This is a genomic window from Morganella psychrotolerans (genome assembly GCF_001676155.1).
Lineage (GTDB): Bacteria > Pseudomonadota > Gammaproteobacteria > Enterobacterales > Enterobacteriaceae > Morganella > Morganella psychrotolerans.
Genome location: NZ_LZEW01000023.1, coordinates 67,478 through 82,291 on the forward strand (window position 1 = coordinate 67,478; position 14,814 = coordinate 82,291).

13 protein-coding genes, 1 tRNA gene and 1 pseudogene are annotated in these 14,814 nt (G+C 50.2%); 6 read left to right on the plus strand and 9 right to left on the minus strand.

Features of this window, described 5'->3' with window-relative positions; all coding sequences use genetic code 11:
- The first annotated feature begins 1 nt into the window (after position 1).
- Both rdgB and hemW read left to right on the plus strand, forming a co-directional pair.
- The gene (rdgB, locus tag AYY16_RS13445) at positions 2-598 is read left to right on the plus strand and encodes an RdgB/HAM1 family non-canonical purine NTP pyrophosphatase (protein ID WP_067367552.1); all 597 of its coding nucleotides are present in this window, start codon (positions 2-4) and stop codon (positions 596-598) included.
- Positions 591-1,763, plus strand: coding sequence for a radical SAM family heme chaperone HemW (gene hemW, locus AYY16_RS13450; RefSeq protein ID WP_067367555.1), 1,173 nt, complete (start codon positions 591-593; stop codon positions 1,761-1,763). Before rdgB ends, hemW begins: the two co-directional genes overlap by 8 nt.
- Before the next feature lie 158 nt (positions 1,764-1,921).
- On the opposite strand, the gene AYY16_RS13455 is transcribed toward hemW, so the two are convergent.
- The 5 genes from AYY16_RS13455 to trmB all read right to left on the minus strand — a co-directional run bounded on the left by AYY16_RS13455 (position 1,922) and on the right by trmB (position 5,892).
- A complete protein-coding gene (locus AYY16_RS13455) occupies positions 1,922-2,857 on the minus strand; it encodes an ABC transporter substrate-binding protein (RefSeq protein ID WP_235846308.1) in 936 nt (311 codons plus the stop codon).
- Between the two features lie 182 nt (positions 2,858-3,039).
- Entirely contained in the window at positions 3,040-3,768 is a 729-nt protein-coding gene (locus tag AYY16_RS13460) for a DUF2884 family protein (protein WP_067367561.1), read from the minus strand.
- A 45-nt stretch (positions 3,769-3,813) separates the two neighbouring features.
- Positions 3,814-4,740, minus strand: coding sequence for a glutaminase B (glsB, locus tag AYY16_RS13465; RefSeq protein WP_067367564.1), 927 nt, complete (start codon positions 4,738-4,740; stop codon positions 3,814-3,816).
- A 106-nt stretch (positions 4,741-4,846) separates the two neighbouring features.
- Positions 4,847-5,173 (minus strand): YggL family protein, encoded by a 327-nt coding sequence (locus AYY16_RS13470; protein ID WP_067367567.1) that lies wholly within the window; start codon positions 5,171-5,173, stop codon positions 4,847-4,849.
- Positions 5,173-5,892 (minus strand): tRNA (guanosine(46)-N7)-methyltransferase TrmB, encoded by a 720-nt coding sequence (trmB, locus tag AYY16_RS13475; protein ID WP_067368312.1) that lies wholly within the window; start codon positions 5,890-5,892, stop codon positions 5,173-5,175. The genes AYY16_RS13470 and trmB overlap by 1 nt, the downstream gene beginning before the upstream one ends.
- A 227-nt stretch (positions 5,893-6,119) precedes the next feature.
- Between trmB and mutY the strand changes: the two genes are divergently transcribed.
- The 4 genes from mutY to AYY16_RS13495 all read left to right on the plus strand — a co-directional run bounded on the left by mutY (position 6,120) and on the right by AYY16_RS13495 (position 8,827).
- Positions 6,120-7,157 carry an A/G-specific adenine glycosylase gene (gene mutY, locus AYY16_RS13480; protein WP_067368315.1) on the plus strand — a complete coding sequence of 346 codons (1,038 nt, stop codon included), beginning with the start codon at positions 6,120-6,122 and terminating at the stop codon, positions 7,155-7,157.
- A gap of 24 nt (positions 7,158-7,181) precedes the next feature.
- Complete coding sequence (locus AYY16_RS13485; RefSeq protein ID WP_067367570.1) at positions 7,182-7,454, plus strand: oxidative damage protection protein; 273 nt, start codon at positions 7,182-7,184, stop codon at positions 7,452-7,454.
- A 78-nt stretch (positions 7,455-7,532) separates the two neighbouring features.
- Positions 7,533-8,600, plus strand: a complete 1,068-nt coding sequence (gene mltC / locus AYY16_RS13490; RefSeq protein WP_268874156.1) for a membrane-bound lytic murein transglycosylase MltC — start codon at positions 7,533-7,535, stop codon at positions 8,598-8,600.
- A 151-nt stretch (positions 8,601-8,751) separates the two neighbouring features.
- A tRNA-Phe gene (locus tag AYY16_RS13495) sits at positions 8,752-8,827 on the plus strand.
- Positions 8,828-8,935: 108 nt separating this feature from the next.
- On the opposite strand, the pseudogene AYY16_RS13500 reads toward AYY16_RS13495, so the two are convergent.
- From AYY16_RS13500 to AYY16_RS13520, 4 genes and pseudogenes are all read right to left on the minus strand, one after another.
- Positions 8,936-9,765 (minus strand): annotated as a pseudogene (locus AYY16_RS13500) (integrase domain-containing protein).
- A gap of 316 nt (positions 9,766-10,081) precedes the next feature.
- Complete coding sequence (locus AYY16_RS13505) at positions 10,082-10,567, minus strand: Imm42 family immunity protein (protein WP_067367576.1); 486 nt, start codon at positions 10,565-10,567, stop codon at positions 10,082-10,084.
- Positions 10,568-10,936: 369 nt separating this feature from the next.
- Positions 10,937-14,404, minus strand: a complete 3,468-nt coding sequence (locus AYY16_RS13515; RefSeq protein ID WP_082970743.1) for a hemagglutinin repeat-containing protein — start codon at positions 14,402-14,404, stop codon at positions 10,937-10,939.
- The gene (locus AYY16_RS13520; protein WP_067367585.1) at positions 14,343-14,669 is read right to left on the minus strand and encodes a hypothetical protein; all 327 of its coding nucleotides are present in this window, start codon (positions 14,667-14,669) and stop codon (positions 14,343-14,345) included. Before AYY16_RS13520 ends, AYY16_RS13515 begins: the two co-directional genes overlap by 62 nt.
- Positions 14,670-14,814 lie beyond the last annotated feature (145 nt).

Below are 14,814 nucleotides of genomic sequence, written 5' to 3' on the forward strand. Positions count from 1 at the left end.
TATGAGCCGGAAAATTGTTTTAGCTACCGGAAATGCCGGAAAAGTGCGCGAAATGGCGTCATTACTGGCAGCGGTTGGTATGGATGTGGTTGCGCAGACTGAACTGGGAGTGGGTCCGGTTGAAGAAACCGGACTGACCTTTGTTGAAAATGCCATTATCAAAGCCCGTTATGCCGCAAAAGTGACAGGATTAGCGGCGATCGCCGATGATTCCGGCATTTCGGTGGATTATCTCGGCGGTGCGCCGGGGATCTACTCTGCCCGCTATGCAGGACAGGATGGCAACGACGGTGCCAATATGGTGAAATTGCTGAATGCCCTTGACGGTGTTCCCGCAGAGCAACGTCAGGCGCAGTTTAACTGTGTACTGGTGTATATGCGCCATGAATCAGACCCGACACCCATTATTTGTCACGGACGCTGGCACGGGATGATTGCAGAACAGGCACAGGGCGACGGCGGTTTTGGCTATGACCCCGTTTTCTGGTTACCGGAACTGAACAAAACAGCGGCACAGTTGCGCCCGGAAGAGAAACAGGCAATATCTCACCGCGGCCATGCGCTGACACTGCTGCTGGAAGCCCTGCGCAATGGATAAGCTTCCTCCGCTCAGTCTGTATATCCATATTCCGTGGTGTGTTCAGAAGTGTCCGTACTGTGATTTCAACTCTCACGCGCTTAAAGGTGAGGTGCCGCATGATGATTATGTGGCACACCTGCTGGCGGATTTAGATGCTGACCTGCCCCTGGTTCCCGGGCGGGAGATCCGCACTATTTTTATCGGCGGAGGCACACCCAGCCTGCTGAGTGCAGAGGCAATGCAAAACCTGATGGACGGCGTACGTGCGCGAATTCCGGTTGCCGCAGATGCAGAAGTGACAATGGAAGCCAATCCGGGTACGGTCGAAGCGGATCGCTTCAGTGGCTATCAGCGCGCCGGTATCAACCGGATTTCGATTGGCGTGCAGAGCTTCGGCGATGACAAACTTATCCGCCTGGGACGTATTCATGATGCAGGTGAAGCCAAACGGGCGGCACGGCTGGCGGCGACACTCGGGCTTCGCAGCTTTAACCTCGATCTGATGCACGGCCTGCCGGATCAGACTCTGGATGAAGCACTGAATGACCTGCGACAGGCAATCGAATTATCCCCGCCGCACCTGTCCTGGTATCAGCTGACGATTGAACCGAACACCGGCTTCGGCTCCCGCCCGCCGGTTCTGCCGGATGACGACCTGCTGTGGGATATCTTCTCCGGGGGACATCAGTTACTGACACAGGCAGGCTATGTGCAGTATGAAACCTCCGCTTATGCAAAGCCGGGCTTTCAGTGTCAGCACAATCTCAATTACTGGCGTTTCGGGGATTATCTGGGCATCGGCTGCGGCGCACACGGTAAGATTTCATTTGACGACGGGCGCATTCTGCGGACAGTCAAAACCAAACACCCGCGCGGCTATATGGGCGGGCGCTATATGGATAAACAGCATGACGTGGAGCAGGACGATCGTCCGTTTGAGTTCTTTATGAACCGCTTCCGGCTGCTGGAAACGATGCCGCGCAGTGATTTCACCAATTATACCGGTCTGCCTGAATCCGTGATCCGCCCGCAGCTTGATGCAGCTCTGGCGGCAGGTGAAATCAGGGAAACGCAAACGCACTGGCAAATTACCGAACACGGAAAGTTATTCCTCAATACCTTACTTGAGCGTTTTTTTATAACCGCTTTTATAATAAAGAAAACCCGGTGGCTATTCACATAACCACCGGGCTTTTTATATCACAGCTTTATGTCACTATACCCAACGTCATTCAGGATGCAGGAAGGCGGCAAGGGAAGATAGACGGGGAGCATACACAAGTATGTGACCCGGCTGGCTGAGTGCGGCCAACGAACCTGCAGTTTGAATGAATAAGGGTATTACAGTGCGCCTGCCACTGCCTGCACCTGACGGTTCAGACTGTCCAGCCCGCCACCGGAGAGATACCAGAGATCCGGTTGTAACACGATAATTTTTCCGTTTTTATACGCGTTGGTTTTTTTCACGCCATCTGTCTCAAATGCCGCTTTGTCCCACGCCCCTGCACCAATTGCCGCACTACGGTCAATCACCAGGATCACATCCGGATTCAGTTCTGCCACCACGTCCGGCGTCAGCAGCATTCGTTTACCTTTTTCTGCATTTGCATCAACCGGGAGTTCTACGCCTGCGGCTTTAACAACCTGGTAGACAACAGGTTGTTTATTCGGGAATAATTTTCCGTCATTGTGCAGCATGACCAGCACTTTTTTACCGGATTTCGCCGCTTTTTCCTGAGCCTGAACAATAGTTTTATTCAGTGTTGTCAGTGCTTCAGCCGTTTTTTTATCAATATCATAAAGCTGACCGATCAGCGCAATATTAGCTCGCGCTGCTTTCAGATAATCATCACCACCGGTTCCCAGGTTTACTGTCGGTGCGATTTTGCTCAGCTCATCAAACGATTTTCCCTGACGCCCGGTTATCACAATCAGGTCCGGCTTCAGTTCTGCAATTTTAGCAAGATCCGGCGTTTTCATTCCGCCCGCATCAACCACATTACTGTTTACCTGCCCTTTCAGATACTCCGGCAGATTACTCAGCGGCAGCCCGGTGACATTGTCCGCCAGACCAAGCTGTTTCATGGTGTCATACACACCGAAATCAAACAGCACCACGCGGGCGGGTTTGCGTACAACGTCTGTTTTTCCTGACTGATGTTCAATGGTCAGTAACGGCGCTTTGCCCGCAACAGCGGTAATGTGATTAGGCGTATACTGCGGCGAAGTCTCTGCCTGCACGGATGCGCTGACAAAACTTAAAAAAGGGATTAACACTAACGGAATGATTTTTTTTCATGTTCCTGCCTGATTAAATGCGTTTAACGTCGCAATTCATTCTAGGGAGAAGAACAAACAAGTCAATCAAATAAGAATCATTATCATAACAATTATCATTAATTTGATGCAGATCGGCTAAAAAAAGGGTTACCGGCGCACAACACACCGGTAACCTTATTTTATTTAAGGGAATTAATCAGTTGAATACGCTGCTGCTCCAGTGTGGTCACTTTTCCGCACACCTGCCTGCTGAACTGTTTAAACTCATCTTCCTGCTCATGAACTGCCTGCTGTAAAGATTTCTGTAATCCGTCCAGCCCGGCGAGCGCCGCACCGGCCCCCTGTTTTCCGCCACTCAGACCGGCAAGTAACTGTTTGCGGGCGATTTCGTTAATCGCATCCTGCAACATACCGCCCATGCGCTGCTGGATCTCCGCACGGCCTTCCAGCTCAACTTCTTTTATCGCCAGATGATGAAATGCATATCCGTCCGGACGGGTTTCAATAATCCGGTTGATTTGTTTATTCAGGTCATTTTCCAGCAAGGGCAGATGGCTGCGCAACTGGCTGTCAGAGCCCATTTCTTTGATCAATACTTTATCCAGTGCCTGACCCGCTTTTGCTATCCGGCTGGTCGCCTGCTGTTTTATCCACGGTACATCCTGACGCACGCCTGCCTGATAACGCTTCGCATCACTGCTTTGCGTACTGCTCAGTGTCAGCGATTTTCCGTCACGGGTAATTTGTCCGTCAGGGGTGATTTTCATCTCCCCGCTCTTCCCGGTGACCTGAACATAAGACGGCGTGATAACCAAATCATCTTTCGGGGTAACACTGCACTGATAACCTTCGGCGGAAGCCAGTGAAGCAGCCCCCAGGCTCAGAATGGCGATCCATTTGCGTAACATAAATACTCCTGATTCTCAGACGGCGGACGCTGAACCCGGCCGGGTTCAGAAAATGGAACGCCCGATTTTTGCAGATAACATCTCTAAGGCAGCGCAACCTGCCAAAGAGTTCCCTGAACCATCAAGTTCCGGTGACCAGACCACCACAGAAAACTCATTCGGCACCACACACACTATCCCGCCACCGACCCCGGATTTCCCCGGCATCCCGATGCGGAAAGCAAATTCACCCGACCCGTCATACATGCCGCAAGTCAGCATCAGCGCGTTAATCTGGCGTGACTGAAGCGGCGTGATGATAGCGTCACTCACACCCGGCGCATGGCCGCCATTCGCCAGATACGCAAAACAGGTCGCCAGTTCAGCACAATTCATCGACAGCGCACAATAGTGAAAATAGTTTTCCAGCACAGTCAGTACATTGTTTTCAAAATTACCAAACGATTTCATCAGAAACGCAATCGCCGCATTGCGGCTGCCATGTTCCAGCTCTGAACGCGCAACCCGCAGGTCATAAGAGATATCATCATTGCCGGTCAGTTTGCGGACAAAGTCCAGCATCCGCTGACGTGGCGCACTCAGCCGTGACTGGAGCATATCGGCGATAATAATGGCGCCTGCATTAATAAACGGATTACGCGGGATCCCTTTTTCCATCTCAAGCAAAACCAGAGAATTAAACGGCAGACCGGAAGGCTCTTTGCCGACACGCGCCCAGATTTCTGACTCGTTATAGCGCGTCAGTGCCAGCGTCAGGCTGAGCACTTTAGAGATGGACTGTATGGAAAACCGCTGATGTGCATCACCGGCAGTAAACATTTCACCATTCACAGTACAGACCGCTATTCCCAACTGGTGAGGCGATACCTCTGCCAGTGCGGGAATATAATCCGCCACTTTTCCCGTACCGATAAGAGGACGGACACGGTGTAAAATATCATCCAGTAATTCATGACTAAAGTGTGTGGTCACGGTTGTTACTCCAGAAGCACGGCGCCCCGGAAAGCCGGATGCCAAAGAGAGATAAGGGCACCAAATTAGGTGCCCTTATAATGATTAGCGTGGTAAATAATTAATCTCAATCCCACCAGATATCGAACAATTCAGACATCTGAATGTTCTGCATACCTTTGTTTTTCAGCCAGTCACCCACCATCTTGCGGTGTTCATCGGTACATTCGCCGATTTTTTCCAGACAGGCAAGACCTTCCCAGCTCATATAGCCGCTCGCGTCCAGTGCCAGGCCATTCGGCTCAATCACTTCAGCGATCAGTGCATCAACAGTACTGTCGACAACATTAATATCTGTTCCTTCCGGGAAATCCCACTTAAAAGAGAAACCCAGTTCGCGGAACTCACCGATGTGCATTTTTTTCCGTAAACGACGACTGCGTTGTATTGCCATTATTTCATCCTCTCAAACATCAGATCCCAGACACCATGCCCTAAGCGATGGCCGCGTTTTTCAAACTTGGTAACCGGCCGGGTATCCGGGCGCGGTACATAATCTTGTGTTGCCGAGATATTGCCATAGCCCGGCGCCTGAGTCATTACCTCAAGCATGTGTTTTGCATACGGCTGCCAGTCGGTCGCCATATGAAAGATACCACCCTGAGTCAGTTTTCCGCGCAGTTTTTCCGCAAACGGCAACTGAACAATACGTCGTTTATTGTGACGGGTCTTATGCCATGGATCAGGGAAAAACAGCTGCACCATATGCAGGCTGTTATCCGGGATCATTTTATCCAGTGCTTCGATAGCATCATGGCACATAACGCGCAGATTGGTCACACCGGCGTCCTGTGCATCAGCCAGACACGCCCCCACCCCCGGCCCGTGAACTTCAATACCCAGATAGTTTTTTTCCGGATTTTGTTTCGCCATTTCGACCAGCGATGTTCCCATGCCAAAGCCGATTTCGAGTGTAACCGGCGCATCGCGCCCGAACAGCACGGTGAAATCCAGCAGTTCCGGTGTGAAATCCACCCCCACGGAAGGCCATAATTCAGTCATTGCCTCTTCCTGACGTTTAGTCAGACGCCCCTGACGGCGCACAAAGCTGCGGACCCGGCGCATAGCTCTGCCGTCTTCATCAAATTCAGGCGAAATTACATTGTTCATCATAAGGTTTGCTGTCAGTGTTCCGGCAAAAATATAGCATAACGTGTCCGGCAGGGAGATATTCTCCGAACTACAGGCACGCGAAAAGTGCGCCAAGTTTAGCAAGAGACAGCACACTTCGCACCGGTTAATCATACCTTTTGCACAATTTCCGGTAAAAGTTGGTTTACAGTCGCAAAACAGTATGCTGGAATCCCAGACAATTAAAATTATTCAATAATTATATTCCAATGGATGCACTGCAATTTTCGCAATCAGTTCTGACGTGGTATCACCGCTACGGCAGAAAAACCCTGCCATGGCAGCAGGAAAAAAGCCCTTATCATGTCTGGCTCTCTGAAGTAATGCTGCAACAGACCCAGGTCGCAACGGTTATTCCGTATTTTAACCGCTTTATCGCCCGATTTCCGGCGATAACTGATTTAGCCGCTGCGCCAACGGATGAAGTGCTGCACCTGTGGACCGGTCTGGGTTATTACGCCCGCGCCCGTAACTTACATAAAGCAGCGCAGACTATCGCCACTGAGTTTGGCGGGCAGTTTCCGGTCACATTTGAGGATGTTGTTGCTCTCCCGGGTGTCGGGCGCTCAACAGCGGGTGCAATTTTATCATTATCGCAAAACCAGCATTTCCCGATTCTGGACGGTAACGTCAAGCGGGTGCTGGCGCGTTGCTATGCCATTGACGGCTGGCCGGGCAAAAAAGATGTCGAAAACCGGCTGTGGGATATTTCAACCCGCGTCACGCCGGCAGACGGTGTGCAGTATTTTAATCAGGCGATGATGGATTTGGGTGCGATGGTCTGCACCCGCAGCAAGCCAAAATGTGATTTGTGTCCGCTGCAAAGCGGCTGTATCGCCTATGCGCAGCATAATCCGACCGCCTGGCCGGGCAAAAAACCGAAAAAAACCATTCCGGAAAAAACAGCTTATTTTCTTATCATGCAACAGGATAATGAGATCTGGCTGGAAAAACGCCCCGCAAAAGGAATCTGGGGCGGGTTATACAGTTTTCCGCAATTTGAAACCGAAGATGCCCTGCATGAATGGCTGGCGCAACAGCATGTCCGCCATACTCCCCTGCAGCAACTGATTGCATTCCGTCATACATTCAGTCATTTTCATCTGGATATTGTTCCCGTTGCCACAAACATCACTGATCGCACTGCTGTCCGGGACGGCAGCGACGGGATTTGGTATAACAGCCAAAATCCACCGGCAATCGGCCTTGCCGCACCGGTGGACAACCTGCTAAAGCAAATCGGGTAAATACCCCATTTTTAAGGATGTTACATGAGCCGAACTATTTTTTGCACCTTTCTTCAGCGCGATGCCGATGGTCAGGACTTCCAGCTTTATCCGGGAGAATTAGGCAAGCGTATTTTCAATGAGATATCCAAAGAAGCCTGGCAACAGTGGATGTCAAAACAAACCATGCTTATCAATGAGAAAAAACTCAGCACCATGAATCCCGATGATCGCAAGCTGCTTGAGCAGGAAATGGTCAATTTCCTGTTTGAAGGTCATGATATTCATATTGAAGGCTACACACCGCCTGAGAAATAATCCTGATATCAGAGCCGCTACCGGCTCTGATATTGTTTCTGAACCCGGACTTCATCGTATTTATACCCATGAAAAAAAATTGTCACACTGATGATTATTGCACCGCTACTGGCTTCCTGCACCGGTTCGCAAGACCAGACGGATTACCGTCCTGAGTATGTTAAGGATACCAACGGATTTGATATTCTGATGGGGCAGTTCGCCCATAACATAGAAAATATCTGGGGAATGAAAGAGGTTCTGATTGCCGGACCAAAAGATTACGTCAAATATACCGATCAATATCAGACCCGCTCTCACATTAACTTTGATGCGGGTACAGTAACCATTGAAACCATTGCCGGGACAGAGGCAGAAGCGCACCTGCGCCAGGCGATTATCAGCACATTACTGATGGGCGAAGACCCGGGATCGGTTGACCTTTATTCCGATGCTAACGATGTCACCATCAGTAAAGAACCGTTCCTGTTTGGTCAGGTGCTGGACAATGAAGGGCAGCCGGTCCGCTGGGAATGGCGCGCCACCAAATTTGCCGATTATCTGGTTACCAGTAAATTGCAGCGCCGCCAGTCCGGTTCGCAGATGATTAGCTACATCACACTGAAACTGGTACCAAACCATCTCGATCAGCGTGCACACAAATATCTGCCGTTTATCCGTCAGGCTTCGGCAAAATATGGTGTGGAAGAATCACTGATTCTGGCCATTATGCAGACTGAATCCAGCTTCAACCCGTATGCCGTCAGCCGTTCTGATGCGCTGGGTCTGATGCAGATCATGCCGAATACCGCCGGACGTGACGTGTTTAAATCACAAGGTCGTTCCGGTGTACCGAACAGAAACTATCTGTTTGATCCGGCAAGTAATATCGATACCGGGACTGCCTATCTGGCTATCCTGCAAAATACGTATCTTGGCGAGATAAGCAACCCGACCTCGCGACGTTACGCCGTCATCACCGCTTACAACGGCGGCGCGGGCAGTGTGTTGCGCGTATTCCACAGTGATAAAAAACAGGCCGCCCGCATCATCAGCGGCATGGAGCCGGGTAAAGTGTATGAAACACTGACAACAAAACACCCGTCAGGCGAGTCCCGCAATTATCTGCGTAAAGTTAACGATCTCCAGAAAGGTTATCGTCGTTAATTATTTCTGCGGACGGGAATTTCCTGTCCGCAGAAAAAACAGATGTATTTGATTAAAAACTAAATAAATCGCAGAAAAAACCGTCACTTGACACAGTTTTAATGAAATAGGATTGACGCTCAGGACAGAATCAGGTTTAATACGTCCCGTTGCCCGGATAGCTCAGTCGGTAGAGCAGGGGATTGAAAATCCCCGTGTCCGTGGTTCGATTCCGCGTCCGGGCACCAATTAATTCAGAACCGGCTTGTCAGTTAAACATGATGTTATCCTGACAGGTGCGAAAAAGAGCAAGGTAAAACATAAAGTAGCATTGTTACTCGTGTTTGAAAAAGCTCTCAAGAAAACAGACTTGTTCTAGCAAGTCTGTTTTTTTTATGCGTGCGAGTTTTACAGATCTTCCCCGTCAAAGTCAAACTTAGTCTGTTCGTTCCTCCTTTAAGGGCTACATCAGCTCGGTTTACCTTCCGAAATAAATCAGCTTTTACAACGGGTTTGCGGGCAACATTGCGATAGCGGTCAATCGCAGATTTCAGATCCGGTCTGTCCACCAGGCGACCGCTCTGCGCAATCGCCACTGTCAGGGCGTGATTTACTGCGTGCAGTATTTTCTCTTGGTCAGTCACTGTCATATCACGCGGCTTTCCGCCCTTTGTGCCGAATACCACACGAACCCTCGCCTCTCCGCGCAGCAGCGCCTGTTGCCATGTTTTCAGCGACTTCACCGACTGCACTGCTTCCTCCGTTCTCAACCCAAAGCAGCGGGCGAGTTGCAGTGCCGCCGCCACACCGGAGTCTTGTTTTTCTGCACAGGAAACCGCAGCCCGATAGCACTCCGCACTGATGGCAATCTTAGTACCGTCACGGCTCGCACCAGCCAACCCGAGGGCTTTATTGCTCAGTTTCTCATGCTGCGGATCAGCCAGTTTTCCCCGACCGGCAACGGTTAAAATATTTCTCACCCCGCCATCTCATTTTGCAGTGTGCGTGTTGAAATCCCCTCCGCCTGACAGCTCCGGATATATTTTTCAATATGATACGTTTTGATGTGTTTCACATCGCGGATCTGGATATTCAGCGCGGCCATCTTTGAACGATCAGCCACTGTTTTAAAACTGCCGCCGCCCTGCCGTGCAAGCGTGGTGAGTTGTTTGGTGAGTTTTGACATGAGGGGGTATCCTTGAACATGGATCGGTCTTCATTGTAAAACCGGTGTATTTAAGGATTTTGGATGCATATTTGGCGAAAATGGAGAAGGAAGTATTTTTCGGGAAAGAAATGTTTTTCTGGTTTCAGGGCTGAAAGCCTTTGTCCAGTTCACCCTCACATGCCTGGCTGATGAACTGACCATCCTGTTGGCTGACAACTATGCTGATACTGAAGGGAGACCGAGCCGCTTTATTTTTGAGTTTGGTGACCGCTTGAACGGTCACCTTTAATACAGCGGCGATTACACAGAATTACTTACAAAATCATCAATTACCCTATCCTGTCGTTGTCGTTGTCGTTGTCGTTGTGAAATTATCTTTTTTTTCCATAACCAAACAATTTTCTGGAGGTAAGCTTTTGATTAAAAACTCAATTGTTCCTTTTGGATACCTAAACTCCATAAAGTTTTCTTCAAAATCAACCGTATAAATTAAGCGTTCTTCGTCACCATCAAAACCAAGCCAAAATACACACCCGTAATCATGTAATTCAGCACCATTCAAAGATATCAATTTATCTGACATTCCCTCTGAAAAATCCATTTTTTCAATAGGAGTATCACCAATATCAGGTATTTTATTTTTTAAACCGTTACTTAAACTCTCTTTCAAGGAAGATATCACAACATAGAGATCTATAGTAATTCCCCTGCCGGGAATTAAACGATCGTTAATGATGAAGTTAAAAACCCCGCTAGGAGAACATAAAATATCAATTTGTTCCAATTGCACTGCAATCTGATAAGGGTTACCAATAATCATTTAATTTTCTAACCCTCATCAATTTTATCACCTGTGATTCCCTTACCTATTAAATAAAATGCTAAAGTTGCATCTAAATCTACCAGGCTTGCCATTATCCAAAAATGAGTTGAGACCAAATGTATGATTCTCAACTGTATACTTGGTTACCTCTTACGCCAATAACGCGTAAACCATGAAGCACCCCCAAGTACAGGACCTATTATCAATGCCAGCCTCCCTGATTCACTTACATACTCTAAAGGAAATGTAAATTCAGAATTCATAAATAACCATACGTAAACCCTACCAATAAAAAATGCAAAAATTCCCATGGAAAACATTGCGATAACCCACAGTATTGTTATAAAAACCCAATAAATAAGTTTCTCAGTTTTTAGGTGCATTATTTTCTTCCTGTGATTTTTTAACTTCCCCTTGAATCAAACTATTAGTAACCTCGGTAGTTAATGAAGAACCAACATTCCCTGCAATCCCTGGTGTTTTAGCGGGCATCATATCTTTCGATAAACCTAATTGCCCCTGAATCGCTCCACCTTGAAGTTTTGGATTATATTTAGGATCAAATCCATCAGATACCCAATATCCCCATTTATTAGAACCTAACTTAATTAGTTTACCAGTGCTATAACCAAAGCCAGCTCCGAGGCCTGATATAGTGGCCCCCATCAAAGGATCTTCATCTTTTAACCAACTAGACGCAGCACCTCCAGTTGCATTCCACCCCACCGTACCAATTAAACCGGTATTGGCAGTTAAAGCCCCTACGTAAGAAGCAATCAAAACATCTTCGGGATTAATTTCCCCAGTCAATATATATTGGATGCCAGCATTAGCACTACCTCCTATCGCAGCTGTTAATTGCATCCCCCCCGGTAAATAAATGAGCCCTCCACTTGCAAGCGCCATCACATAAGCTCTATTCGCTGCCATTCCTCTAAGACAAGATTCTGAATCAGGGTTATCAGCACAGGACATCACATCTTTTCCGTGAGCTTGCACATATTGGGTATGTGTTATTTCATTTCCACCGAATAAGTTATTCTCAACCGCATTCTTCGCCGTCTGCGAACCGCTGATGCCGCCTGCGGCTGAGTCTGAGGCAATGCCGCCCGCCAGACCACCTGCCAGGGTGGAGAGCTGGCTGAGTTGGGTTTTTTCGTCAGCGTTCAGGTCACTCACTTTTTTGTTAAAGAGCAGGTCGGCGATGACCGGTGCTGCCAGTTCACCGGTCAGGGCACCTGCCGCTCCGCCGGTGACACTGCCGCCGTTCATTTCTGCCAGCACGCCGCCGAGCAGTGCATGTGCCACCAGGTTGGTTGCTTTTTCATCCGGTGTCAGCTGTTCATAGCTTTTACCATGATAGGTCAGGTCTTTTACCATTCCCGCCAGATAAGGCGCGGCACCGTTAGCAATGGCCGCTTTGACATCTCCGCCTGCCAGCCCCTGGAATGCCGCAACCACCGCCGTGACCGCCTGCCGCTCTTTACCACCGACCTGCTGCCCGTTTTTTGTCAGGGCGTCACTGACACGTTCATTATAGTACTTATCAGCTTCGCTTTTTAATACCGCGTCATAGCTGGTTTTTGTATCGCCTTTCCCGCGCAGTTTGCTTAACTCGGCGTCAGCATTTTCTTTTATCTGCGCTTTTGCACTCTCCGCCTTCAGTTTTTCTGTCGCTTCGCGCATCGCGTCAATTTTGGCATTGGTATCATAGATATCCAGCACCTGCGTTCCGATATCCGCGATAGCCTGTGCCTGCTGCAGACGCTTCTGCTCTTTTTCTTTGTCAAAAATCTGATTGAGCGCTGTGTGTGCGTGGTCTGTGTCACGGCTCAGGTCTGCCGTGTCCTGTTTCTGGTTTTCTGTGTCGCGGATAATCCATTTGCCGTCCGAGACCGCCGCATGGGTGGTATTGCTCTCTTTGCCGCTGCTGTTGACGCCCACCAGGGTGTTTGAGGTCAGATTGGAGACCAGCTGGCTGCCCGCCCCGCCGAACCCGCCGGAACTGAAGCCCGCACTCTGGTGTTCAACTTTATATTCTGCTTTATTTTCAATATCATTAAAGCCCAGCGTGCCGGTATCAAGGCGGTTTTTGTCCTTGTCCGCCGTTGAGGCAATGACCGCGCCGTCCAGCTGTGTGTGTTTGCCGGTGGTGATGTCATAGCCGCCTTTTCCGGCAAACAGCCCGGTCTGCTCCTGCACGGAGTCATAGGTACTGTGCATCTTGTCACGGCTGACGTTCACACTGGCTGAGCCGCTCATGGAGCCGTAAGTGAAGCTGGCTCCGGCGCTGACATTCTGCTGTTTGCTGTCGTAGTTGTCGCTGTCCTGTTCACTTTCCAGCGTCAGGTTGCGCCCGGTATTGACGGTAATCTGTTCACCGCTGACCTGCGCCCCTCTGAGGGTCGTGTCCTGTCCGGATTTCAGCGTGACCTGATGCCCGGCGTCAATCACCGTTTCCCGGTGGGTGAGACCATCGCCTTTCTCACTGCCTTTTCCGGCATTGACACCGGCGGAGAATTTAATGCCCCAGCCGCCCTGACCGACAGTAATACCCACGCCGAGATTGCCGCCTTTGCTGCTGTTTTTCCCGTCAGTTTTCTGCATCTCTTCCGCAGACGTCAGGGTGATGTCACGGGTGGCATCCAGCACAACATCGCGCCCGGCTTTTACATCACTGCCCTGAATGAGAATATCGCCTTTGTCCTGCGTTTTATCACCGGTCGCCGTGATACGGATATCACGCCCGGCACCCAGTTGCCCGCCCTGTGCGTCAGTACGGTCGGTGCGGGTTTCTGATTTTGAGGACTGACTGCCGTAAGAAATCTGAATACCGATAACATTATCCGGTTTTTCAGCATTGCCGCCCGCACCATTAACGGCATCGGCTTTATCAGAGGCCGCGTTACTCATGTCCCACGACTGTTTGCCCTGGTAACCGGACAGCACAGCCTGCGTACCTTTCAGTGCTTTCAGGCGGTCATCATCCGTGTCTTTCGAGTCCTGTGCTGCCTGCACGGCCGTGTTCATGGCACTGCCGACGGTGCCGCTCAGGGAGAGTGTCAGCCCGCTCTGCTTCATCTCGGTTTTGGTCAGTTCCGTACGGGTGTTTTCAGCTGCGGTGACCGCGACAGACTGCCCGGTGAGACTGATGTCTTTTTTCGCCACCACATCACTGCCGTGAACGGTGAGATTTTCTCCGGCGGTCAGGCTGACACTGCCGTCCGTGCTGCCCAGCGTGCTGCCTTTGTGCAGCTGACTGTCGCTGTCAGTGGTCTGTTTCAGGGACTGCTTGCCGATGGTAAAACCAATCCCGCCGGAGCTCAGCAGACCGGATTTTTTCTCCTCGCGAAGATGGGTTTCCTCACGGGATTCATCCGTGGTGGTGACGGTGATATTTTTCCCGGCCGTGGCGGTCAGGTCGTTATCCGCAATCACCTGACTGCCTTCCACGGTAAGATTATTACCGGCTTTCAGCGTGACGGTGTCGCCGCCGAACTGACTGCTGACGGCGTCGTTACGGTGCACTTCATCATGGGTTTCCAGTGAGGAGGCAGACAGCAACCCTTTACTGCTCTGTTTACTGTGCTCGGTCAGGTCAGAGACAGCACTGCCGGAGGTTATCGTGATATCCCGACCGGCGGTGACATTCAGGGCATTTTTGGCATCGACTGTTGCCGCTGTGGCACTCATATCGCGCCCGGCGTTCAGGGTGATATCCCCGCCTCGCAGTTGGGTGCCGACATCCGTCTGCTCTGCAACGTGCCGGTAGTTACCGCCGCCCCAGTCGCCGTTCGGTACGGGTGGTGGTGACGGTATTGAGTGTGACGTCATTCCCGGCCGTAATGGTGGTCTTGCTCTCTTTGCCCTGCGCGGCAAGGTCTGTCGCAGTCAGGGTGACGGAATCGCTGGCACTCAGCGTCAGTTTGCCGCCGTCATTCTGAACATACACACCCGCAATGCGGTTGAGATTGCGGTTGTCCGCCTCTCCCGCCAGGGTGGTTTCACTGCGGATATTCTCTGCATTCACCGTCAGGGAATCACCGCCAATCAGGGTGCCGCCGAGATTATTCAGGTCACGTTGTGCGTTAAGCAGCACATCATTACCTTTTATCGTGCCCTGATTGAGAATAACCGGAGATCCTTAATCCGACAGAACCCCTAAAACAGCTTTTTATTTTTCTTATAACTTAGATACCACGTACCTACCCCGATAATAGGACCAGTAATTAATCCTGCCTTAA